This is a genomic window from Streptomyces sp. NPDC048523 (assembly GCF_043199815.1).
Classification (GTDB): domain Bacteria; phylum Actinomycetota; class Actinomycetes; order Streptomycetales; family Streptomycetaceae; genus Streptomyces.
Genome location: NZ_JBICWQ010000002.1, coordinates 1,157,588 through 1,178,398, shown reverse-complemented (window position 1 = coordinate 1,178,398; position 20,811 = coordinate 1,157,588). Strand labels below are relative to the sequence as shown.

19 protein-coding genes are annotated in these 20,811 nt (G+C 71.6%); 8 read left to right on the top strand and 11 right to left on the bottom strand.

What is annotated here, in order from left to right; genetic code table 11:
* Nucleotides 1-56 precede the first annotated feature (56 nt).
* The 3 genes from aroA to ACGFWE_RS14375 all read left to right on the top strand — a co-directional run bounded on the left by aroA (nucleotide 57) and on the right by ACGFWE_RS14375 (nucleotide 2,383).
* Complete coding sequence (gene aroA / locus ACGFWE_RS14385) at nucleotides 57-1,322, top strand: 3-phosphoshikimate 1-carboxyvinyltransferase (RefSeq protein ID WP_393600054.1); 1,266 nt, start codon at nucleotides 57-59, stop codon at nucleotides 1,320-1,322.
* A gap of 7 nt (nucleotides 1,323-1,329) precedes the next feature.
* A complete protein-coding gene (locus ACGFWE_RS14380) occupies nucleotides 1,330-1,962 on the top strand; it encodes a GNAT family protein (protein ID WP_352384217.1) in 633 nt (210 codons plus the stop codon).
* 133 nt (nucleotides 1,963-2,095) lie between these two features.
* Nucleotides 2,096-2,383 carry a hypothetical protein gene (locus tag ACGFWE_RS14375; protein WP_352384215.1) on the top strand — a complete coding sequence of 96 codons (288 nt, stop codon included), beginning with the start codon at nucleotides 2,096-2,098 and terminating at the stop codon, nucleotides 2,381-2,383.
* A gap of 20 nt (nucleotides 2,384-2,403) precedes the next feature.
* On the opposite strand, the gene ACGFWE_RS14370 is transcribed toward ACGFWE_RS14375, so the two are convergent.
* The 4 genes from ACGFWE_RS14370 to ACGFWE_RS14355 all read right to left on the bottom strand — a co-directional run bounded on the left by ACGFWE_RS14370 (nucleotide 2,404) and on the right by ACGFWE_RS14355 (nucleotide 6,210).
* A complete protein-coding gene (locus ACGFWE_RS14370) occupies nucleotides 2,404-3,648 on the bottom strand; it encodes an MFS transporter (protein WP_393600053.1) in 1,245 nt (414 codons plus the stop codon).
* A gap of 93 nt (nucleotides 3,649-3,741) precedes the next feature.
* Complete coding sequence (locus ACGFWE_RS14365; RefSeq protein WP_352384213.1) at nucleotides 3,742-4,542, bottom strand: sugar phosphate isomerase/epimerase family protein; 801 nt, start codon at nucleotides 4,540-4,542, stop codon at nucleotides 3,742-3,744.
* Nucleotides 4,543-4,604: 62 nt separating this feature from the next.
* Nucleotides 4,605-5,537 carry a GNAT family N-acetyltransferase gene (locus tag ACGFWE_RS14360; RefSeq protein WP_393600052.1) on the bottom strand — a complete coding sequence of 311 codons (933 nt, stop codon included), beginning with the start codon at nucleotides 5,535-5,537 and terminating at the stop codon, nucleotides 4,605-4,607.
* 76 nt (nucleotides 5,538-5,613) lie between these two features.
* On the bottom strand, nucleotides 5,614-6,210 hold the full coding sequence (locus ACGFWE_RS14355; protein WP_352384209.1) for a dihydrofolate reductase family protein: 597 nt from the start codon (nucleotides 6,208-6,210) through the stop codon (nucleotides 5,614-5,616).
* 171 nt (nucleotides 6,211-6,381) lie between these two features.
* Between ACGFWE_RS14355 and ACGFWE_RS14350 the strand changes: the two genes are divergently transcribed.
* On the top strand, nucleotides 6,382-6,969 hold the full coding sequence (locus ACGFWE_RS14350; RefSeq protein WP_393600051.1) for a DinB family protein: 588 nt from the start codon (nucleotides 6,382-6,384) through the stop codon (nucleotides 6,967-6,969).
* A gap of 52 nt (nucleotides 6,970-7,021) precedes the next feature.
* Here ACGFWE_RS14350 and ACGFWE_RS14345 read toward each other — a convergent pair whose 3' ends face one another.
* A complete protein-coding gene (locus ACGFWE_RS14345) occupies nucleotides 7,022-8,068 on the bottom strand; it encodes a LacI family DNA-binding transcriptional regulator (protein WP_352384205.1) in 1,047 nt (348 codons plus the stop codon).
* A 285-nt stretch (nucleotides 8,069-8,353) separates the two neighbouring features.
* Between ACGFWE_RS14345 and ACGFWE_RS14340 the strand changes: the two genes are divergently transcribed.
* The 3 genes from ACGFWE_RS14340 to ACGFWE_RS14330 are packed head-to-tail and all read left to right on the top strand — an operon-like array spanning nucleotide 8,354 to nucleotide 11,489.
* Nucleotides 8,354-9,511, top strand: coding sequence for a Gfo/Idh/MocA family oxidoreductase (locus ACGFWE_RS14340; RefSeq protein ID WP_352384203.1), 1,158 nt, complete (start codon nucleotides 8,354-8,356; stop codon nucleotides 9,509-9,511).
* The gene (locus tag ACGFWE_RS14335) at nucleotides 9,508-10,662 is read left to right on the top strand and encodes a dihydrodipicolinate synthase family protein (RefSeq protein WP_393600050.1); all 1,155 of its coding nucleotides are present in this window, start codon (nucleotides 9,508-9,510) and stop codon (nucleotides 10,660-10,662) included. Before ACGFWE_RS14340 ends, ACGFWE_RS14335 begins: the two co-directional genes overlap by 4 nt.
* Nucleotides 10,659-11,489 (top strand): sugar phosphate isomerase/epimerase family protein, encoded by an 831-nt coding sequence (locus ACGFWE_RS14330; RefSeq protein WP_393600049.1) that lies wholly within the window; start codon nucleotides 10,659-10,661, stop codon nucleotides 11,487-11,489. The genes ACGFWE_RS14335 and ACGFWE_RS14330 overlap by 4 nt, the downstream gene beginning before the upstream one ends.
* Before the next feature lie 52 nt (nucleotides 11,490-11,541).
* Here the strand turns inward: ACGFWE_RS14330 and ACGFWE_RS14325 are convergent, their stop codons facing one another.
* The 6 genes from ACGFWE_RS14325 to ACGFWE_RS14300 all read right to left on the bottom strand — a co-directional run bounded on the left by ACGFWE_RS14325 (nucleotide 11,542) and on the right by ACGFWE_RS14300 (nucleotide 18,407).
* Nucleotides 11,542-12,408 (bottom strand): DUF1963 domain-containing protein, encoded by an 867-nt coding sequence (locus tag ACGFWE_RS14325; protein ID WP_393600048.1) that lies wholly within the window; start codon nucleotides 12,406-12,408, stop codon nucleotides 11,542-11,544.
* Between the two features lie 199 nt (nucleotides 12,409-12,607).
* Complete coding sequence (gene rbsD, locus ACGFWE_RS14320) at nucleotides 12,608-12,997, bottom strand: D-ribose pyranase (RefSeq protein WP_352384195.1); 390 nt, start codon at nucleotides 12,995-12,997, stop codon at nucleotides 12,608-12,610.
* Nucleotides 12,994-13,896 carry a ribokinase gene (locus tag ACGFWE_RS14315; RefSeq protein WP_352384193.1) on the bottom strand — a complete coding sequence of 301 codons (903 nt, stop codon included), beginning with the start codon at nucleotides 13,894-13,896 and terminating at the stop codon, nucleotides 12,994-12,996. Before ACGFWE_RS14315 ends, rbsD begins: the two co-directional genes overlap by 4 nt.
* A gap of 32 nt (nucleotides 13,897-13,928) precedes the next feature.
* On the bottom strand, nucleotides 13,929-15,866 hold the full coding sequence (locus tag ACGFWE_RS14310) for a substrate-binding domain-containing protein (protein ID WP_352384191.1): 1,938 nt from the start codon (nucleotides 15,864-15,866) through the stop codon (nucleotides 13,929-13,931).
* Nucleotides 15,856-17,382 carry a sugar ABC transporter ATP-binding protein gene (locus ACGFWE_RS14305; RefSeq protein ID WP_393600047.1) on the bottom strand — a complete coding sequence of 509 codons (1,527 nt, stop codon included), beginning with the start codon at nucleotides 17,380-17,382 and terminating at the stop codon, nucleotides 15,856-15,858. The genes ACGFWE_RS14310 and ACGFWE_RS14305 overlap by 11 nt, the downstream gene beginning before the upstream one ends.
* Nucleotides 17,379-18,407 (bottom strand): LacI family DNA-binding transcriptional regulator, encoded by a 1,029-nt coding sequence (locus ACGFWE_RS14300; protein WP_352384187.1) that lies wholly within the window; start codon nucleotides 18,405-18,407, stop codon nucleotides 17,379-17,381. The genes ACGFWE_RS14305 and ACGFWE_RS14300 overlap by 4 nt, the downstream gene beginning before the upstream one ends.
* Nucleotides 18,408-18,534: 127 nt before the next feature.
* Here ACGFWE_RS14300 and ACGFWE_RS14295 point away from each other — a divergent pair, with 127 nt between their 5' ends.
* Nucleotides 18,535-20,796, top strand: a complete 2,262-nt coding sequence (locus ACGFWE_RS14295) for an ATP-dependent RecD-like DNA helicase (RefSeq protein WP_393600046.1) — start codon at nucleotides 18,535-18,537, stop codon at nucleotides 20,794-20,796.
* Nucleotides 20,797-20,811: the final 15 nt, after the last annotated feature.

The window sequence follows — 20,811 nt, the reverse complement described above, 5'->3', positions numbered from 1 at the left end:
GTCCATCTCGTGGACGTGCCCGCGTCGGAGGCGGTCCTGCGGCGATCATGAGGGGCATGCCCGTCGACACGCCCGCCCCGCAGTCCCTGTCCCTCCCCGGGTCCAAGTCCATCACCGCCCGCGCCCTCTTCCTGGCCGCAGCGGCCGACGGCGTGACCACCCTCGTACGCCCCCTGCGCTCGGACGACACGGAGGGCTTCGCCGAGGGCCTGGTACGGCTCGGCTACCGGGTGGGCCGTACCCCGGACGTGTGGCAGGTGGACGGCCGCCCGCAGGGGCCGGCGGCCGCCGAGGCGGACGTGTACTGCCGGGACGGCGCGACGACCGCCCGTTTCCTGCCCACCCTGGCCGCGGCCGGCCACGGCACGTACCGCTTCGACGCCTCGCCCCAGATGCGCAGGCGTCCCCTGGCGCCGCTGTCGCGTGCGCTGCGCGACCTGGGCGTGGACCTGCGGCACGAGGAGGCGGAGGGACACCATCCGCTGACGGTGCGGGCGGCAGGCGTGGAGGGCGGCGAGGTGACGCTGGACGCCGGCCAGTCCTCCCAGTACCTCACCGCACTCCTGCTGCTGGGCCCCCTGACTCGCCGGGGCCTGCGCATCCGCGTCACGGACCTGGTGTCGGCCCCGTACGTCGAGATCACCCTCGCGATGATGCGGGCGTTCGGGGCGGAGGTGACGAGGGAGGACGACGCCTTCGTGGTCCCGCCGGGCGGCTACCGCGCCACGACCTACGCGATCGAGCCCGACGCGTCCACGGCGAGCTACTTCTTCGCGGCGGCGGCGGTGACCCCGGGCGCCGAGGTGACGGTCCCCGGGCTGGGCACGGGTGCGCTCCAGGGCGACCTCGGCTTCGTGGACGTACTGCGGCGGATGGGTGCCGAGGTGTCCGTCCGCGCCGACGCCACCACGGTCCGGGGCACCGGCGAACTGCACGGCCTCACGGTCAACATGCGCGACATCTCGGACACCATGCCGACGCTCGCGGCGATCGCCCCCTTCGCCTCGTCCCCCGTCCGCATCGAGGACGTGGCCAACACGCGGGTGAAGGAGTGCGACCGCCTGGAGGCCTGCGCGGAGAACCTGCGCCGGCTGGGCGTGCGCGTGGCGACGGGCCCGGACTGGATCGAGATCCACCCCGGGACCGCTGTGCCGGCCGACATTCGCATCACGACGTACGGCGACCACCGCATCGCCATGTCCTTCGCGGTCACCGGCCTTCGGGTACCGGGAATCTCGTTCGACGACCCGGGATGCGTACGGAAGACTTTCCCCGGTTTCCACGAGGCGTTCGCCGAACTGCGCAGGGGCATCGGGAGTTGAACGGGCGTTGAGTTTCCAGCTGGAAGGACCGGTCCTGGCAGGCGAGTTGGTGCGCCTGGAACCGCTGGACCACGGACACACGGCCGACCTGGCCGCGGCGGCGGAGGAGAACCGCGGCACGTACGCGTTCACCTGGGTGCCGAGGGCCGACGAGGTCGGCGACTACGTCGACGCGCAGCTCGCGCGGGCGGCGACGGGACGGCTGGCACCGTACGCGCAGGTCTCGGTGGCCTCCGGGCGGGCGGTGGGGGCCACGTCGTTCTGGGAGCCGCGGTGCTGGCTCTCGGACGACCGGCTCGACGCCGTCGAGGTCGGTTTCACCTGGCTGGCGGGCTCGGCCCAGGGCACCGGCATCAACGCCGAGGCCAAGCTGCTGCTCTTCCGGCACGCCTTCGAGACGTGGGGCGTCTCCCGCGTCGACCTGAAGACGGACGCCCGCAACGCACGCTCCCGGGCCGCGATCGAGAGCGTCGGCGCCCGCTTCGAGGGCATCCTGCGCAACTGGTCCCGCTCCTGGGCGCCGGGTGAGGACGGCCGCCTCCGCGACTCGGCGATCTTCTCGATCACGGCGCAGGAGTGGCCGGGGTGCCGGGAGCGGTTGGAGGAGCGGGTGGCGGGGTTTGTGGCACGTCGGGGATGAGGGAGTAGGGGAACGGCGGGGGTCGGACGTACGGCTGTTCCGGACGGCCTGCTTCGCGGCGGCGAGGGAACTCCGGGCCCGCGTCGAGGTGCTGGACTTTTGCGGAACGGCGTGCAGCTTCACGGGGGTCGCGATGACCGGCCCGCTTGGTTCGTATGCCGTCCTGTGCCACGCCTCTTGGCCGGTCGTCGCCTTCACCGACGCACCGCCTGTCCCGATGCGGCCGGTATCCGGTTTCGTGGCCCCGCCGGTGTCGGTGGGCGCCTTCGCGACCGCCGGTTTCGAGGTCCTGTCGCCCGATGTCCTGAGTACACCGTTGAGCCGGCTGGACCTGACCGGCCTGACGAAGGCGGACCGGTCCGACATCCGGTACTGGCGACCCGACGCGCTGGCCGACCTTCTGTTCAACTGGTGGGACTGACGGCGCTGTCGGTCACCGGGTCAGGGGTGTGAGGGAGGGCGCCCCGATGGCACCGCCCGCAACTGAGGCGTCCGCGCCCCCACCCACGCCACCGCCGCCACACACATCAGCCCGCCCGTGATCAGCGCCGTCACGCCCGACGTCCAGCCCGCGACCAGGCCGCCGCGCAGGTTGCCGAGGTGGGGGCCCGCCTGGCCGACGATCGTTTCGGCGGCCGTGACCCGGCCGAGCAGGGCGTCGGGGGTGTGGGTCTGGACGATGGTCGTACGGGACAGGACGGCGAGGGCGTCCGCCGCGCCGGCCAGCACCAGCATGCCGAGGCCCGCCCACGCACTGGTCGTCATGCCGAACAGCGCCAGGGCCGCGCCCCAGGTCGCCGACGCGCATAGCATCACCGGACCGGGACGGGCCAGGCGGGTGACCGGGCCGGAGAAGACCGTCGCGGCGACCCCGCCCACCGCGAGCGCGGACAGGAACAGGCCCAGCGTGCGCGGATCGCCACCGAAGCGCTCCTCGTTGACCAGCGGGAACAGGCTCACCGGCATGGACAGGACGGTCGCGGCCAGGTCGGTCAGCAGCGCGCCGCGCACCACCCGGTGACCGGTCAGGAAACGCAGTCCGTCCAGGACGCCGTGCAGACCGGGGCGGGACTTCTCCCCCTCGGGTGGCAGCGCGGGCAGACCGTAGGCGCCGTAGAAGGACATCGTGAAGCTCAGGGTGTCCAGGAGGTAGCAGACGCCGATGCCCCACCAGCCGAGCACGACCCCGGCGACCGCCGGGCCGACCAGCATCATCGCCTGCCCGGTGACCTGCTGGAGCGCGAGACCGGCGGCCACCTGCTCCCGGGGCAGCAGCCGCGGCACGAACACCCCGGCGGCGGGCGCGCCGAGTGCGGCGAAGGAGGTCTGCGCCGCGACCAGCAGCAGGACGACCGTCACCGGCGCCTGCCCGGCGAAGCCCTGCACGGCCAGCAGCAGGGAGCAGACCGCCGAGCCGACGGTGCCGGTGAGGTACACCCGGCGCCGGTCGGCCCGGTCGACCCAGGCACCCGCGAAGAGACTCACCGCGACCATCGGCACCGCCTGGGCGATACCGACCGCCCCGCTCCAGAGCGTGCTGTGGGTCGTGTCCCACACCTGGTACATGACGGTGACCATGGTCATGAAGGTGCCGAGCGTGGACACCGTGCGCCCGAACAGCAGCCGCCGGAAGACGGACGAGCCGCGCAGCGGCCGTACATCGAGAAACGTACGGCTGAGGCTCATGACACCGGGGGCGGGGGAGGGGCGGGCTGATGCACCCCGGGACGCTGTCCGGCCCCTCCCGCCGAGGCCACCGGTTTGATCGCCGTCAGGCCGTCAGGCGGAGTCGTTCAGAAGCCGGGCCAGATGCTCGCGGCCGGCCTCCAGCAGCTCCTCCAGCGGTGCGGCCGCCTCGTACCACCGCTTCTCGTACTCCCAGCACAGCCAGCCGTCCCAGCCGTTCCGGGAGAGGACCTCGACGCACTCCGCGAGCGGCAGGACACCGGCGCCGAGAGCGACCGGGGTGGTGTCCTCGGCCGAGGCGATGTCCTTGACCTGGACGTATCCCAGGTGCGGGGCGAGGGCGGCGTAGGTCTCGGAGGGCTGTTCGCCGCCGAGCCAGGTGTGCATGACGTCCCAGAGCGAGCCGACCTGACGGTGGCCGACCGGGCCGAGGATCCGGATCGCGTCGGCGCCCGTGCGGTGCGAGTCATGGGTTTCGAGGAGGATGCGTACGTCGAGGTCACCGGCGTACTCCGCAGCCGTACCGAGCCGCCGGGCGGCCGTGGCGTCGGCCTCCTCGCGGGACTGGTCGGAGGCGGCGCCGGGGAAGACGCGGACGTGTCCGGCGCCGAGGTCGCGGGCCAGGTCCAGGAGGCGGTGGATCTCCTCCACGACGGGCTCGTCGTCGCCGGGCGCCGCCACGCGCGCGTACCCGGCGACACCGAGGACCTCCACGCCGGCCGCCTTGAACTCGGCGACCGCGTCGGCCCGTTCGGCGAGTCCGACACCGGGGTGCAGCGGCTCCTCCGGATGCGCGCGCAGTTCTACTCCGTGATAGCCGTACGTGGTCGCGAGCCGCAGCACGTCGGTCAGGGGGAGGCCGGGGACACCGAGGGTGGAGAACGCCAGTTTCATGCGCCCTACTCTCACCCGATGACCTCGGTGAGGTCCAGCCGGGAGCCGGACGAGCCGCCCCGTCACTCTCCGGTGCCGGTCAGCTCCAGTCGCCAGTCCTGCCCGTTCAGGTCCCTGCCGAACGAGCGGTGGGGCTTCTCGGCGGCCAGGACGAAACCGTGGCGCTGGTAGAGGCGGCGGGCGGCGGCGAGGACGTCGTTGGTCCACAGGACCAGGTCGCGGTAGCCGGCACCGCGCGCGAAGTCCACGACGGCCGACACCAGCCGGTCCCCGATGCCGAGGCCGCGCGCCTCAGGCTCGACGAGCAGCAGCCGGAGCCTGGCGGTGGCGGGCGCCTCGTCCCGTACGCACATCACGCAGCCCACCGGACGCCCGTCCAGCTCGGCGATCCACACCCGCTCCAGCTGCGGATCGTGGTCCTGCGCGAAGTCGGCGACGATCCTGGCGACCAGCGCTTCGTAGTCGGCGTCGAAGCCGTACTCGGCGGCGTACAGGGCCGCGTTCCGGGCCACGATCCAGCCGAGATCGCCGGGGCCCGGCTCGCGCAGCAGGACGTCCTCGCGGCGCGGGGGTCGGCCCTCGGACAGGAGCGTACGGACGGTCCGCATCGCCTCGGTGAGCCGGGGCCGGTCGGCGGAGGGGACGGTCGCCAGGAGCGCGCCCACGGATTCGTCGGCGCGTTCGGCGAGCAGCGCGGCGGTCTCCCGGCCGCGCGGGGTGAGCGTGACGCGGCGCCGGCGCGGATCCCGGGCCGAGGGCGTGCGCTCGATCAGTCCGTCCTGCTCGAACTTGTTCAGGATCCGGCTCAAGTAACCCGCGTCCAGGGAGAGTTCGGTGCGCAGATCGGCCGCGTCGGTGCGCGTCGAGTGCGCGAGCTCGTACAGGACGCGGGACTCGGTGAGGGTGTACGGGGCGTACAGCTGGCGGCTGTAGTCGAGGGCGCCGATGACGTTCGTGTAGAAGCGGTTGAAGGCGCGGATGTCCTGGACGGTCATGTCGCTCGACCCCCGGATGCTTGACTCAGTCAGAGATACCGATGGACTGAGCGTAGGACGCCCGCGCCCGCCGCGGCTACCGCTCGGTGGCCGGCCGGTAGACGCACACCTGCACGCCGGTCTTCCCGGTGACCGTGGACACCAGCTCGAACGGCCGCTTCGCCCCGTCCTCCGGGAAGATCGACTTGCCGCCGCCGAGCACGACCGGCATCACGATGAGCTGGAGCTCGTCGACGAGCCCTTCGCCGATCAGCGTGCGGACGAGGGTGGGGCTGCCCATCATCGCCAGGTCGCCGCCCTCGCTCTCCCGCAGCGCACGGATCCGCCCGACGGCCTCGGAGCCGGGGATCCGCTCGGTGTTGTTCCAGGTCAGCTCGGAGTCGCCGAGGGTGTCGGTGACGACGTACTTCTTCAGGGAGTTGAGCCGGTCGGCGAACGGGTCCCCGGCCTGCTGCGGCCACGCCGCCGCCATCGTCAGATACGTCCGCCGCCCGTACAGCAGCGCCTCGGCCCGCTCCATCCCCTCGGTGAACGCCGGTCCGAGCACCTCCGCGTCGAAGTAGGGGTGCGACCAGCCGCCGTGCGCGAACCCGCCGTCGGTGTCCTCCTCGGGCCCACCGGGCGCCTGCACGACCCCGTCCAGACTGATGAACTCACTGACGACGATGCGCATGGGACTCACTCCATTTCCTGGCCGGTCGGTTACGGCAGTGCAGACCGGGGTGGGGCGCGGAACTCATCGGTGCGGGGAGCGTACGGGGTCTTCGGGTTCAGTCCCACCGGAATCGTCACCTGCCTGTCGATATCCGATGGACAGAAATCGTGCCGGCGACAGACTGATCCGATGACCGCGACAGACACCGGCGCCGACCTCCGCCTCTACCTCCAGGACGCCCGCGACTGCCTGCTCCTGAAGCTCGAGGCCCTCTCCGAGTACGACGTCCGCCGACCCCTGACCCCGACCGGGACCAACCTCCTGGGACTGGTCAAGCACCTCACCGGTGCCGAGGCGGTGTACTTCGGCGAGACCTTCGGCCGGCCGCTCCCCGGGGCCCAGCCCCTGTGGATCACCGGCGCCGCCGAACCGAATGCCGACCTGTGGGCGACTCCCGAGGAGACCCGCGAGCAGATCGTCGACGGCTACCGCCGGGCCTGCGCCCACTCGGACGAGACCCTCGACGCCCTTGCCCTGGACACCGTCGGCCGGGTCCCCTGGCCCCCGCACTCCGAGCTCACCCTCGGCCGCATCCTGATCCACATGGTCGCCGAGAGCCACCGCCATGTCGGTCACGCCGACGTCGTACGCGAGCTCGTCGACGGGTCGGTGGGGCAGCGGGCGGAGGGGGACAACATGGCGCCGGGGGACGGGCAGTGGTGGGAGCAGCACCGGAACCGGGTGGAGGAGGCGGCGAGGAAGGCGGGCGGGCGCTGACGCTCCCCTGAAGGCGCCCATGCAACAGCTACCCCCAGGGGCGTCCGGCCCCTCAAGTCCGAGGAGCTCCCGAAGACCCCCGCACCATGAGTTCCCCCCGCACCGTCGCGATCCCCCCGGGCGGCGGCTCCTCCCGCCCCATCGCGATCCGCCCCGCCCGCGCCCCCGCCTCCGCCAACGGCAACCGCACCGTCGTCAGCGCGGGCACCGCGTCGATGCTGAACGGCAGGTCGTCGAACCCGGCGACGGACACGTCGTCCGGAATCCGCAGCCCCGAGTCCCGCAGCGCCGCGCACGCGCCCAGCGCGACGGAGTCGTTCGCGGCCACCACGGCCGTCAGCGACGGATCCCGCCGCAGCAGCTCCAGCGTGGCCTCGTACCCGGACCGGCGGTCGTAGCGGCCGTACACCGTCCAGCGGGGATCCTCCTCGATCGCGTGCGCCTCCAGTGCCGCCCGGTGCCCCTCCAGCCGGTGCCGGGTCGTCGTGCGCTCCTCGGGACCCGCGATGTACCCGAGCCGCCGGTGGCCGAGCCCGATCAGGTGCTCCGTGAGTTCCTTGCCCCCACCCCGGTTGTCGAAGGTCAGCGCGAACGCCCCGGTCTCCGGCGCCGGCGGCCGACCGCACAGCACGATCCGCGTGCCCGCGTCCGCCAGCTTCCGCAGCTTGGCCGACATCGCCGCCTGGTGCGGCGCGTCCTCCACCGCCCCGCCCGTCAGGACGACCGCCGCCGCCCGCTGCCGCTGGAGCAGGGTGAGATACGTCAGCTCCCGCTCCGGAGAGCCCCCGGTGTTGCAGACGACCCCGAGCCGCTCACCGCCCGCGCGCCCGCCGGGCCCCCCGATCTCCGACTGGATCGCCCCGGCCATGATCCCGAAGAAGGGGTCCGCGATGTCGTTCACGAGGATCCCGACGAGGTCCGACGTGGCGGCGGCGAGCGAGCTCGCCGGCCCGTTCAGCACGTAGTCCAGCTCGTCCACGGCCCGCAGCACCCGCTCACGGGTCGACGCGGCCACGGGATAGTTCCCGTTCAGTACGCGCGACACCGTCGCGGGGGAGACCTGGGCGCGGGCCGCCACGTCCGCCAGGGTCACCGTCATCTCGTCGTCCTCCGGTCGCGCGCCTCGGCATGCCTGAGCGGGCCTCGGCGCATCTAAGTCGTACTTGGTCGTACACGCGGGCCCCCACGGCCCGGTTCCGAGCTGACCTTAAGGCCATGACGCCCAGTTGTTCGCCCCCTCGAACAACTCACCCCCGCCGCAGTCTTGTCCAGACCGGTGGTCAGAGGCTAGCTTCTCCCTATATAGAAAGCGCTTGCTGTAACGCTCATCAGTAGAGCGTGCGCGGCGCGCACGACCGCGTACGACTCCGATGAAGGGAATGACGTGACACGCAAGACGGTGCGTATCGCCATGAACGGTGTGACGGGGCGCATGGGCTACCGCCAGCACCTGGTCCGCTCGATCCTCGCGATCCGCGAGCAGGGCGGTCTCGACCTCGGCGACGGCAACGTGCTGTGGCCCGAGCCGATCCTCGTGGGCCGCCGTGAGCACGCGCTGAAGGCCCTCGCCGAGCAGCACGGCCTGGACCCGGCGAACGTCTCCACCGACGTGGACGCGGTCCTCGCCGACCCGACCGTGGAGATCTACTTCGACGCCCAGGTGACCTCCGCGCGCGAGGAGGCCATCAAGAAGGCGATCGCCGCCGGCAAGCACATCTACACCGAGAAGCCCACCGCCACCGGGCTCGACGGCGCCCTGGAGCTGGCCCGCCTCGCCGAGGCGAAGGGCATCAAGCACGGCGTCGTCCAGGACAAGCTGTTCCTGCCCGGCCTGCTCAAGCTGAAGCGCCTCATCGACGGCGGCTTCTTCGGCCGGATCCTCTCGATCCGCGGCGAGTTCGGCTACTGGGTCTTCGAGGGCGACTGGCAGACCGCCCAGCGCCCGAGCTGGAACTACCGGGCTGAGGACGGCGGTGGCATCGTTGTCGACATGTTCCCGCACTGGGAGTACGTGCTCCACGAGCTCTTCGGCCGGGTGAAGTCCGTGCAGGCCCTCACCGCCACCCACATCCCGCAGCGCTGGGACGAGAACGACAAGCCCTACGACGCCACCGCCGACGACGCCGCCTACGGCATCTTCGAGCTCGACAGCGGCGCGATCGCCCAGATCAACTCCTCCTGGGCGGTCCGCGTCAACCGCGACGAGCTCGTCGAGTTCCAGGTCGACGGCACCGAGGGCTCCGCCGTCGCCGGCCTGCGCAACTGCCGCGTCCAGCACCGCTCGGCCACCCCCAAGCCGGTCTGGAACCCGGACATCCCCGCCACCGAGGTCTTCCGCGACCAGTGGCAGGAGGTCCCGGACAACGCCGAGTTCGACAACGGCTTCAAGGCCCAGTGGGAGCTCTTCCTCAGGCACGTCTACGCCGACGCCCCCTACCAGTGGGACCTCCTCGCCGGCGCCCGCGGCGTCCAGCTCGCCGAACTGGGCCTGAAGTCCTCGGCCGAGGGCCGCCGTCTCGACGTACCGGAGATCTCGCTGTGACGATCCGACTCCCCGACCTCCAGGGGGGCTTCAGGGCCTACGAGCCCCGCAAGGAGCCCTTCGCCGCCACCCCCGGCACCCCTTTCACCTCCCGTACGGTCTTCTCGGCGGCGCACGTCGTCGCCGACCCCTTCGCCGACTCCACGCCGGACTCCCCGGCCGCCGTCGACTGGGACGCCACCCTCGCCTTCCGCCGCCACCTGTGGTCGCACGGGCTCGGTGTCGCCGAGGCCATGGACACCGCGCAGCGCGGGATGGGCCTGGACTGGGCGGGCGCGGCCGAACTGATCCGGCGCAGCGCCGCCGAGGCCAAGTCGGTCGGCGGCCTCATCGCCTGCGGTGTCGGCACCGACCAGCTCACCGGCCCCGCGACCCTGGACGAGGTCCGCGCGGCCTACGAGGAGCAGCTCGCCCTCGTCGAGGAGTCCGGCGCGCAGGCCATCCTGATGGCCTCCCGGGCCCTCGCGGCCGCGGCGAAGGGCCCCGAGGACTACCTGGAGATCTACGGCCACCTCCTGCGCCAGTCCGCGGAGCCGGTGATCCTGCACTGGCTGGGCCCGATGTTCGACCCGGCGCTCGAGGGCTACTGGGGCTCGTCCGACCTGGACGCGGCGACGGATGTGTTCCTGCAGGTCATCGCCGCCCACCCTGACAAGGTGGACGGCATCAAGGTCTCCCTCCTGGAGGCCCAGCGCGAGATCGACATCCGCCGCCGGCTCCCGCAGGGCGTCCGCTGCTACACGGGTGACGACTTCAACTACCCCGAGCTGATCGCCGGCGACGACCAGGGCTTCTCCCACGCCCTGCTCGGCATCTTCGACCCGCTGGGCCCCCTCGCCGCCGAGGCGGTCCGCGTGCTGGACACCGGTGACGCCAAGGGCTTTCGCGAACTCCTCGACCCCACGGTCGAGTTGTCCCGCCACCTCTTCCAGGCGCCGACCCGCTTCTACAAGACGGGCGTGGTGTTCCTCGCCTGGCTGGCCGGCCACCAGTCGCACTTCACGATGGTCGGCGGCCTCCAGTCGGCCCGCTCCCTCCCGCACTTCGCGCGCGCCTACGAACTCGCCGACGGCCTGGGCCTGTTCCCGGACCCGAAACTGGCCGAGGAGCGCATGAAGAACCTGTTGTCCTTGTACGGGGTGAACCAGTGACGGACCTGTCCCGCTTCTCGATCAACCAGATGACGGTCAAGCAGCTGTCCCTGCCGGAACTGGTCGACGCCTGCCGCGACTTGGGCGTCGGCAACGTCGGCCTGTGGCGCGAGCCCGTCCAGTCGTACGGCGTCGAGGAGACGGCCAAGCTGGTCCGCGACGCGGGGCTCACGGTCACCACCCTGTGCCGCGGAGGCTTCTTCACGGCGATCGACCCGGACGAGCGGGCCGCGGCGCTGGACGACAACCGCCGCGCGGTCGACGAGGCGGCGACCCTGGGCACCGACACGCTGGTCCTGGTCTCCGGCGGTCTCCCGGCCGGCTCCAAGGACCTGCACGGCGCCCGTGAGCGCATCGCGGACGCCCTGTCCGTGCTGGGGCCGTACGCCGAGGAGCACGGGGTGAAGCTGGCCATCGAGCCGCTGCACCCCATGTACGCCTCGGACCGCTGTGTGGTCTCCACGCTCACCCAGGCCCTCGACCTGGCGGAGCGCTTCCCCGCCCACCAGGTCGGCGTCACGGTGGACACCTACCACATCTGGTGGGACGACAACGCGCCCGCGCAGATCGCCCGCGCCGGCGCCGGCGGCCGTATCCACACCTTCCAGCTCGCGGACTGGACGACCCCGCTGCCGGAGGGCGTGCTGAACGGCCGCGGACAGATCGGCGACGGCGCGATCGACATGCGGGAGTGGCAGCGGTACGTCGAGGCGGCCGGGTACACGGGCGCCATCGAGGTCGAGCTGTTCAACGACGCGCTGTGGGCCCGCGACGGCCGCGAGGTCCTCGCCGAGACCGCCGAACGGTTCGTGGCGCACACGCTGTGAAGCGGGTCCGGAGGGGACTCATGGGAGTTCCCCTCCGGCCTCTCCGGAGCCCTTACGGATTCCGGGAAACCGTCGTGAACGTCCGGTCGAAGCGCCGGGCCGCCAGGTCCGCGCGCTGGACGGACCAGTGGACGGTGGCGCCTTCCAAGCCGTCGATCCAGGGATTCCACTCGGCGAGCAGTACCCAGTCCGCGAGGTCGTCCGACACCGGCTCGCCCCCGCCCCAGCGCCCGGCCGCGGCCTCCTGCACCGCGCACCACACGGCCTTCCCGACGGGGTCGGTGTCGACGGCCTCCTGGTCGGCGTACCCGCCGAGTCGGAGCCGCCCCGAGGAGGCGATGTCGTCGTGGGTCTCGTGCCACACCGCGGCCAGCTCCTCGGAGCGCGGGTGCCCCGGCAGCGGTACCCAGCGGGGCTCCTCGGGTATCTCGACCCAGTGGTGGTACGGCAGCGAGACGTCGACCGTCGCCCTGAGCGTCTCCTGCGGGAACTGCGCGAAGACCTCCTGGTACTCGTCGTCGTTCTCGAACCAGGCCCACCCCTCCTTGTCCCGCTCCTCCACGGCCGTCCCGGCCGGTACGTACACCGCGCTCCCCATGCTCTCCCGGTCACCGAAGTCCTCCGGATAGGCGAACAGCAGCAGGTGGCCGCCGGACGGCAGGGGGAGATCCGTCGCGCCGGCGGGCAGGGCCGCGAGGTCGATGGACGCGACGAAGGGATGGAAGGGGTGTGGGACCCCCACGGGAAGCAGCAGCGGCCCCCCGAACCGCCCCACGACCGGCCCGTCCCCGTGCTCGGCCAGCGTCGCGCAGGGCCGGGCGGTGTCCATCCACCGCTCCACGTCCTCGACGGGGATCCCACGTGCGAGCGCCTTGTCACAGAAGGGACGTAACCTCATCCGCGTCTCCTCGGAAGTCATGGCCGGAACCGTAGCGGCGGGCACTGACAAAAAAATCCGGGAAGCCGTACAACCCTTCCCGCACCTGGCCGGTCGTACTTGGCATCAGGACTCTTGGAGGGGGATCCGGGGGGATCGCGGGGGTTCTGATGGGGGAGGGGAAAGCCGAGGGGCCCGGTCCATGGACCGGGCCTCTCGAAACATCGGCGCGGGCGGCGGGTCAGAAGAAGACCCCGCAGCGCAGCAGCACATTCGCGTACGGCCGTGCCTCCCCCGTGCGTACGACCAGCCGCGCGTCCGCCGACAGCTCCTTGAGCCTCTCGTGGGGGACCAGGTGCAGCTCGGGGAAGCGGGCGTCCAGCAGCCGCGCGGCCGCGGGGTTGGCGTCCCGCACCTCCGCCGCCGCCGTGCCCCCCTCCACGACCAGCTCGGTGAGCAGCCCGTCGAGGACCTCCGCGAAGGACGGCACCCCGGCCCGGAAGGCCAGGTCGACCACGCGCGGCCCGTCGGGGATCGGCATACCGGCGTCGCACACCAGCACCCCGTCCCCGTGCCCCAGCTCGGCGAGCGCGCCGGAGAGCTGACGGTTGAGTATTCCGGCCTTCTTCACGGGGCGTCGACCTCCTCCGCCGTGGGGAAGGAGTCCTGCGCGCCCTTCCGGGTCACCGCGACCGCCCCGACCCGGGACGCGTACGCGGCGGCCTCCGCCAGCCCCGCACCGGCCCCCAGCCGGGACGCCAGCGCCGCCGTGAAGGCGTCCCCCGCGCCCGTCGTGTCCACGGCGTCCACCTTCACCGACGCCACCCGGCTCACCCCCGCCGAGGACGCCACCAGCGACCCCTCGGCGCCCAGGGTCACCACCACCGACCGCGGCCCCTTCGCGAGCAGCAGCCGCGCCCAGTCCTCCGGCGCGTCGCTCACGCACGCGTCCCCGAGGATCACCTTCGCCTCGTGCTCGTTGACGATCAGCGGATCACAGGCCACCAGGACCTCGGTGGGCAGCGGCCGCGGCGGCGACGGGTTCAGCACGAACCGGCTGTCCGGCGACAGGTTCCGCACCACCTCCACGACCGTCTCCAGCGGGATCTCCAGCTGGGTGGAGACCACCCGGGAGGCATGGAAGAGGCTGACCGCGGCCCGTACGTCCCCCGGCGTCAGACGCCCGTTGGCGCCCGGCGAGACCACGATGCTGTTGTCGCCCGACGGATCGACGGTGATCAGGGCGACCCCCGTCGGCGCGCCGCCCACCAACACGCCCACCGTGTCGACCCCGGCCGCCCGCAGCGAGTCGAGCAGAAGCCGGCCGTGCCCGTCGTCGCCGACGCGGGCCAGCAACGCCGTACGCGCGTCCAACCGGGCCGCCGCGACCGCCTGGTTGGCGCCCTTGCCCCCCGGGTGCACGGCCAGGTCCGAGCCGAGCACCGTCTCGCCTGCGCCGGGCCGCCGCTCGACGCCGACCACCAGGTCGGCGTTGGCGGATCCCACGACCAGCAGGTCGTAGTCGTACATGAAGATGACTCCCTGTGGGGTGAGTGGGGCGCTCAGCCCGTGAAACCGGCCACGTTCTGCTTCGTGACCACCTTCACCGGCACCTTGACCGTCTCCTCGACCTTCTTGCCCTCGATGGCCTTCAGCGCGTTGTCCACCGCGATTCTGCCGAGTTGGGAGGGCTGCTGTGCGACGGACGCGTACAGCGTGCCGTCTTTCACCGCCTTCAGGCCGTCCGGCGTGCCGTCGAAGCCGACCACCTGGACCGACGTTCCGGCCTTGGAGCCGAGCGCCTTGATCGCGCCGAGCGCCATCTCGTCGTTGGCGGCGATGACGCCCTGGACGTCCGGGTGGGCCTGGAGCAGGTTCGACATCACGTCGAGGCCCTTGGTGCGGTCGAAGTCGGCGGGCTGCTGCGCGACGACCTGGATGCCCGGGTACGCCTTGAGACCCTGCGCGAAACCCTGCGCACGCTCACGCGCCGCCGAAGTACCGGCCTGCCCCTGGAGGATCACGATCTTGCCCTTGCCGCCGAGCTTCTCTCCGATGCTCTTGGCGGCGAGCTCACCGCCGGCGACGTTGTCGCTGGCCACGAGGGCGTCCGTCTTCGCGTTGTTGACGCCGCGGTCGACCGCGATGACCGGGATCTTCGCCTTGTCGGCGGCCTTCACCGAGTTGCTCGCCGCGTCCGAGTCCACCGGGTTGACGATGATCGCGCCGAGGCTCGAACTGGTGAAGTTCTGCAGCTGGTTGGCCTGCTGGGAGGCGTCGTTCTGGGCGTCCGTGACGGTCAGGTCCACGCCCAGCTTCTTCGCCTCGGCCTGGGCACCGGACCGGATCTGCACGAAGAAGGGGTTGTTCAGGGTGGACAGCGACAGACCGACCTTCGGGTTCGCCGTCGAGGACGAGCCGTTGTGGAGGAAGGAGGTCGCTCCGACGATCGCCACGGTGACCACGGCCGCGAGACCGTACGTGGCCGCCTGGCGCCCCTTGCCGCCCTGCGAGGCACCGGTCACCGGGGTCGCCCCGGCCTTGCGGCGCAGGGTGTCCAGGAGCACCGCCAGCGCGATGACGACACCGATGACGACCTGCTGCCAGAACGCGGACACGTTCAGGAGGTTGAGGCCGTTGCGCAGGACCGCGAGGATCAGCGCGCCGATCAGCGTCCCGGACGCCTTGCCGGTGCCGCCCGCGAGCGAGGCACCGCCGATGACGACCGCGGCGATCGCGTCCAGCTCGTAACCGTCGGCGGCCTGCGGCTGCGCCGAGGACAGCCGGGCGGCGAGCACGACACCGGCGACGGCCGCGAACACACCGGAGAAGGCGTAGATGGCGAGCTTCTGCTTCTTCACCCGCAGCCCGGACAGGCGGGCCGCCTCCTCGTTGCCGCCGATCGCGTACATCGAACGGCCGATGTACGTCCGTCCCAGCACGAAGGCCGCGAGGAGCCCCATGACGACCATGACGAGGACGGGCACCGGCAGCCAGCCGCCGAGGGTGTCGCCGAGGTGCGAGACCGAGTCGGGGAAGGCGATCGGGGAGCCCTCGGAGATCACCAGCGACAGACCGCGCGCCACCGAGAGCATCGCCAGCGTCGCGATGAACGGCGGGAGTTTGCCGTACGCGATCAGGAAACCGTTGACGAGACCGGCCGCGATGCCGGTCACGACGGCGAGGACGACGGCCAGGAGGACCGGCACCCCGTGCGAGGTCGCGCTCCAGGCGAGGACGGTGGCCGACAGGGCCGCCACCGAGCCGACCGACAGGTCGATGCCCGCCGAGACGATCACGAAGGTCACACCGAAGGCGAGGATGGCCGTCACGGCCGCCTGGACGCCGACGTTGAGCAGGTTGTCGGTGGTCAGGAAGTCGCCGGACAGCGCCGACATGGCGATGACCAGGACGATCAGCGCGGTCAGCGCGCCGTTGTCGAGCAGGAGACGGCGCAGGCCACCCGCGCTCGCCCCGCTCTTGAGCGTGTCAGTGGCCACCGGGGGCCTCCTTGTCGTTCTTTACGGTGTTCGTGCTGACGGCGAGTGCCATCACGGAGTCCTGCGTGGCCTCGTCGGCGGCGAGTTCGCCGGCGATCCGGCCCTGGGCCATCACCAGCACCCGGTCGCTCATGCCGAGCACCTCGGGCAGATCGCTGGAGATCATGAGGACGGCGGCACCGGCCGCGGTGAGTTCGTTGACGAGCTGGTAGATCTCGACCTTGGCGCCGACGTCGATCCCGCGCGTGGGCTCGTCGAGGATCAGCACCTTGGTGTCGGCGAGCAGCCACTTGCCGATGACGACCTTCTGCTGGTTGCCGCCGGAGAGCGTCCGCACGTGCTGGTGCAGGCCCGCCATCCGCACCCCGAGCTGCTCGGCGATCTGCGCGGCGGCCTCCCGCTGACCCTTGAGGTCGACGAGCCCCGCGCGCGTGGCGGCCCGCATGGTCACCAGACCCAGGTTCTCCTCGACCGACTGGTCGAGCACCAGGCCCTGGCCCTTGCGGTCCTCGGGGATCAGACCGATTCCGGCCGCCATGGCGGCGCCCACGTCATGCCCCTTCAGGGCCGTCCCGGCGACGTGCACGGCCCCCTTGTCGTAAGGGTCCGCGCCGAACACGGCCCGCACGACCTCGGTACGGCCCGCTCCGACCAGCCCGGCGATACCGACCACCTCGCCGGCGTGCACCTCGAAGCCGATGTCGTGGAAGACGCCGTCGCGCGTGAGGCCCTCGACCTTCAGAAGGGCGGCTCCCGTCTCGCCGCGCTCCCGCGGGTACTGCTGCTCGATGGACCGCCCCACCATCAGGCGTACGAGCTCGTCCTCGGGCGTGGTGGCGGGGACCTGGCCGACTGACTTCCCGTCCCGGATGACCGTGACCCGGTCGCCGAGGGCGGCGATCTCCTCCAGATGGTGGGTGATGAAGACGATCCCGACCCCGTCCTCGCGCAGCCTGCGCACGATCGCGAAGAGCTTGTCGACCTCCCCGGAGGTGAGCACGGCGGTCGGCTCGTCCATGATCAGCACACGCGCGTTCAGGCTGAGCGCCTTGGCGATCTCGACCATCTGGAGCCGGGCGATGCCGAGTTCACGCACACGCGCGCGGGGCGACACATTGACGCCGACCCGCTTCAGGAGCACATCGGCGTCGGCCTCCATCCGCTTCCGGTCGATCATCCCGAAGCGGCGCGGCTGCCGGCCCAGGAAGATGTTCTCGGCCACGGTCAGGTCGGGGACGAGGTTGAACTCCTGGTAGATGGTGGCGATGCCCAGCCGCTCGGCGTCCTGGGCCCCGCGGATGTGCACCTCCTCGCCGTCCACCAGAACGCGGCCCTCGTCGGGGTGGTAGGCGCCCGACAGCATCTTGATCAGCGTGCTCTTGCCGGCGCCGTTCTCGCCGAGCAGTACGTGCACCTCGCCCCGGCGCAGATCGAAGTCGACGCCGTCGAGCGCGACCACGCCGGGGAAGGACTTCCGTAGGCCCTCGATGCGCAGCAACTCGTCCTCGTTGCTCACGGCTCGCTCCTGTTCGTTACGGGGTTCTCGTGCGGGTCCTCGCCGCAGGAACGGCGGACGACGAGACGGGCGGGGAGGGTGACCGACGCGGGCGGCCGTCCCTCGATGCGGTCGACGAGGGCGCGCACGGCGGCCCGCCCCAGCTCACCCGTGGGCTGGGCGATCGCGGTGATCGGCGGATCGGTGTGCACGAACCACGGGATGTCGTCGAACGCGGCCAGCGCGAGGTCCTGCGGTACCCGCACTCCACGCGCGCGTACGGCGTCCAGCGCGCCGAGTGCCATCAGGTTGTCGGCAGCGAAGACGACCTCGGGCGGCTCGGGCAGGTCGAGGAAGCCCTCGGTGACCCGCCGCCCGCTCTCGGCCTGGAAGTCGCCCTGCCCGACGTAGGCGTCCGGCAGTTCGAGGCCGTACGCCTCGAGGGCCTCCCGGAAGGCCGCCACGCGCTCCTGACCGGTCGTGGTGGCGGCGGGCCCGGCGATGATGGCGAGCCTGCGGTGCCCCAGCGCGTACAGATGGGCGACGAGATCGCGTACGGCGGCCCGCCCGTCGGCCCGCACGACCGGCACGGCCACACCCGGGATCCAGCGGTCCACGAAGACCATCGGCGTCCCCGCGCGCACGGCGTCCAGCATCAGCGGGGAGCCGCCGTCGGTGGGGGAGACGAGGAGTCCGTCGATACGGCGGTCCAGCAGGTTCCGTACGTGGTGGTCCTGGAGGTCGGGCCGCTCGTCGGCGTTCCCGATGATCACGCTGTACCCCAGCGCGCGGGCCTCCTCCTCGACAGAGCGGGCCAGCTCGCCGAAGTAGGGGTTCAGCACGTCGCTGATGACCAGGCCGAGGGTGTGGGTCTGGTCGGTGCGCAGGGAGCGGGCGACGGCGTTCGGGCGGTAGCCCAGAGTCGCGACGGCGGCCAGCACACGCGTGCGTGCGTCCGCGCTGACCGACGGATGGTCGTTGAGGACCCGCGACACCGTGGCGACGGAGACCCCCGCCTCGACAGCGACGTCCTTGATGCTCGCCATCGCCGCTCCACCTCCTTGTGGAATCGATTACACGACCTCGTGTACGAGGATTGGAATCGATTCCACGGCCAGAGGCAAGACCTCGATACCGGATCGTGATGTCAGACCCCGGGGGTACCGTCGGATCATGACCGATCAGGCGGGGGCCTCCACGGGTGAACGACGACTGGCCGTGCTCGAAGGCGTGCTGGAGCGCATCACGTACGCCAACGAGGACAACGGCTACACGGTCGCCCGCGTCGACACCGGCAGAGGCGGCGGCGACCTCCTCACCGTCGTCGGCGCGCTGCTCGGCGCCCAGGTGGGGGAGTCCCTGCGGATGGAGGGGCGATGGGGATCCCACCCGCAGTACGGCAAGCAGTTCACCGTCGAGAACTACACGACCGTGCTGCCCGCCACCGTCCAGGGCATCCGCCGCTATCTCGGCTCGGGGCTCGTCAAGGGCATCGGGCCCGTGTTCGCCGACCGCATCACCCAGCACTTCGGCATCGACACCCTGAAGATCATCGAGGAGGAGCCGAAGCGGCTCGTCGAGGTCCCCGGTCTCGGCCCCAAGCGCACCAAGAAGATCGCCGACGCCTGGGAGGAGCAGAAGGCGATCAAGGAGGTCATGCTCTTCCTCCAGACCGTCGAGGTGTCCACCTCCATCGCCGTGCGCATCTACAAGAAGTACGGCGACGCCTCGATCTCCGTCGTGAAGAACCAGCCCTACCGGCTCGCTTCCGACGTCTGGGGCATCGGCTTCCTCACCGCCGACAAGATCGCCCAGTCCGTCGGCATCCCGCACGACAGCCCGGAGCGCGTCAAGGCGGGCCTGCAGTACGCCCTTTCGCAGTCCACCGACCAGGGGCACTGCTACCTCCCCGAGGAACGGCTGATCGCCGACGCGGTCAAGCTCCTCCAGGTCGACACCGGCCTGGTCATCGAGTGCCTGGCCGAACTCGCCGAGCCGGACGAGGACTCGGGCGAACCCGGTGTCGTACGCGAGAAGCTCCCCGGCCCCGACGGGCACGAGGTCACCGCCGTCTACCTCGTCCCCTTCCACCGCGCCGAACTCTCCCTCGCCGCCCAGCTGATGCGGCTCCTGCGCACCGACCAGGACCGGATGCCCGGTTTCCGGGACGTGGCCTGGGACAAGGCGCTCGGCTGGCTGAAGGGCCGTACCGGCACCGAGCTCGCCCCCGAGCAGGAGGCCGCCGTGAAGCTCGCGCTCACCAAGAAGGTCGCCGTGCTCACCGGAGGCCCCGGCTGCGGCAAGTCCTTCACCGTGCGCTCGATCGTGGAGCTGGCCCGCGCCAAGAAGGCCAAGGTCGTCCTCGCGGCCCCGACCGGCCGGGCCGCCAAGCGCCTCGCCGAACTCACCGGCGCCGACGCCTCCACCGTCCACCGCCTGCTGGAGCTGAAGCCCGGCGGCGACGCGGCCTACGACAAGGACCGCCCGCTCGACGCCGACCTGGTGGTGGTCGACGAGGCCTCCATGCTGGACCTGCTGCTCGCCAACAAGCTGGTCAAGGCCGTCCCGCCGGGCGCGCACCTGCTGTTCGTCGGGGACGTGGACCAGTTGCCCAGTGTCGGTGCCGGCGAGGTCCTGCGGGACCTCCTCGCCGACGGCGGCCCGGTCCCCGCGGTGCGCCTCACGCGCGTGTTCCGTCAGGCCCAGCAGTCCGGCGTCGTGACCAACGCCCACCGGATCAACGCCGGCCAGCACCCCGTCACCGACGGCATGAAGGACTTCTTCCTCTTCGTCGAGGACGACACCGAGGAGGTCGGCCGGCTCACCGTGGACGTGGCGGCCCGTCGGATTCCGGCCAAGTTCGGTCTCGACCCGCGCCGGGACGTCCAGGTGCTCGCCCCCATGCACCGGGGCCCCGCAGGCGCCGGCACCCTCAACGGTCTGCTCCAGCAGGCCATCACCCCGGGCCGCCCCGACCTCGCCGAGAAGCGGTTCGGCGGCCGGGTCTTCCGGGTCGGCGACAAGGTCACCCAGATTCGCAACAATTACGAGAAGGGCACCAACGGCGTCTTCAACGGCACCGTGGGCGTGGTCACCTCGCTCGACCCGGTCGACCAGCGCCTCACCGTGCTGACGGACGAGGACGAGGAGGTGCCGTACGAGTTCGACGAACTGGACGAGCTGGCCCACGCGTACGCGGTGACCATCCACCGTTCCCAGGGCAGCGAGTATCCGGCCGTGGTGATCCCGGTCACCACCAGCGCCTGGATGATGCTCCAGCGGAATCTGCTGTACACGGCGGTCACCCGGGCGAAGAAGCTGGTCGTCCTCGTCGGTTCGCGCAAGGCGATCGGTCAGGCGGTGCGCACGGTCTCGGCGGGACGGCGGTGTACGGCGCTGGACTTCAGACTGGCCGGGACACCCGTCCGCCCCTGAAGTTCGTGCGGCCGT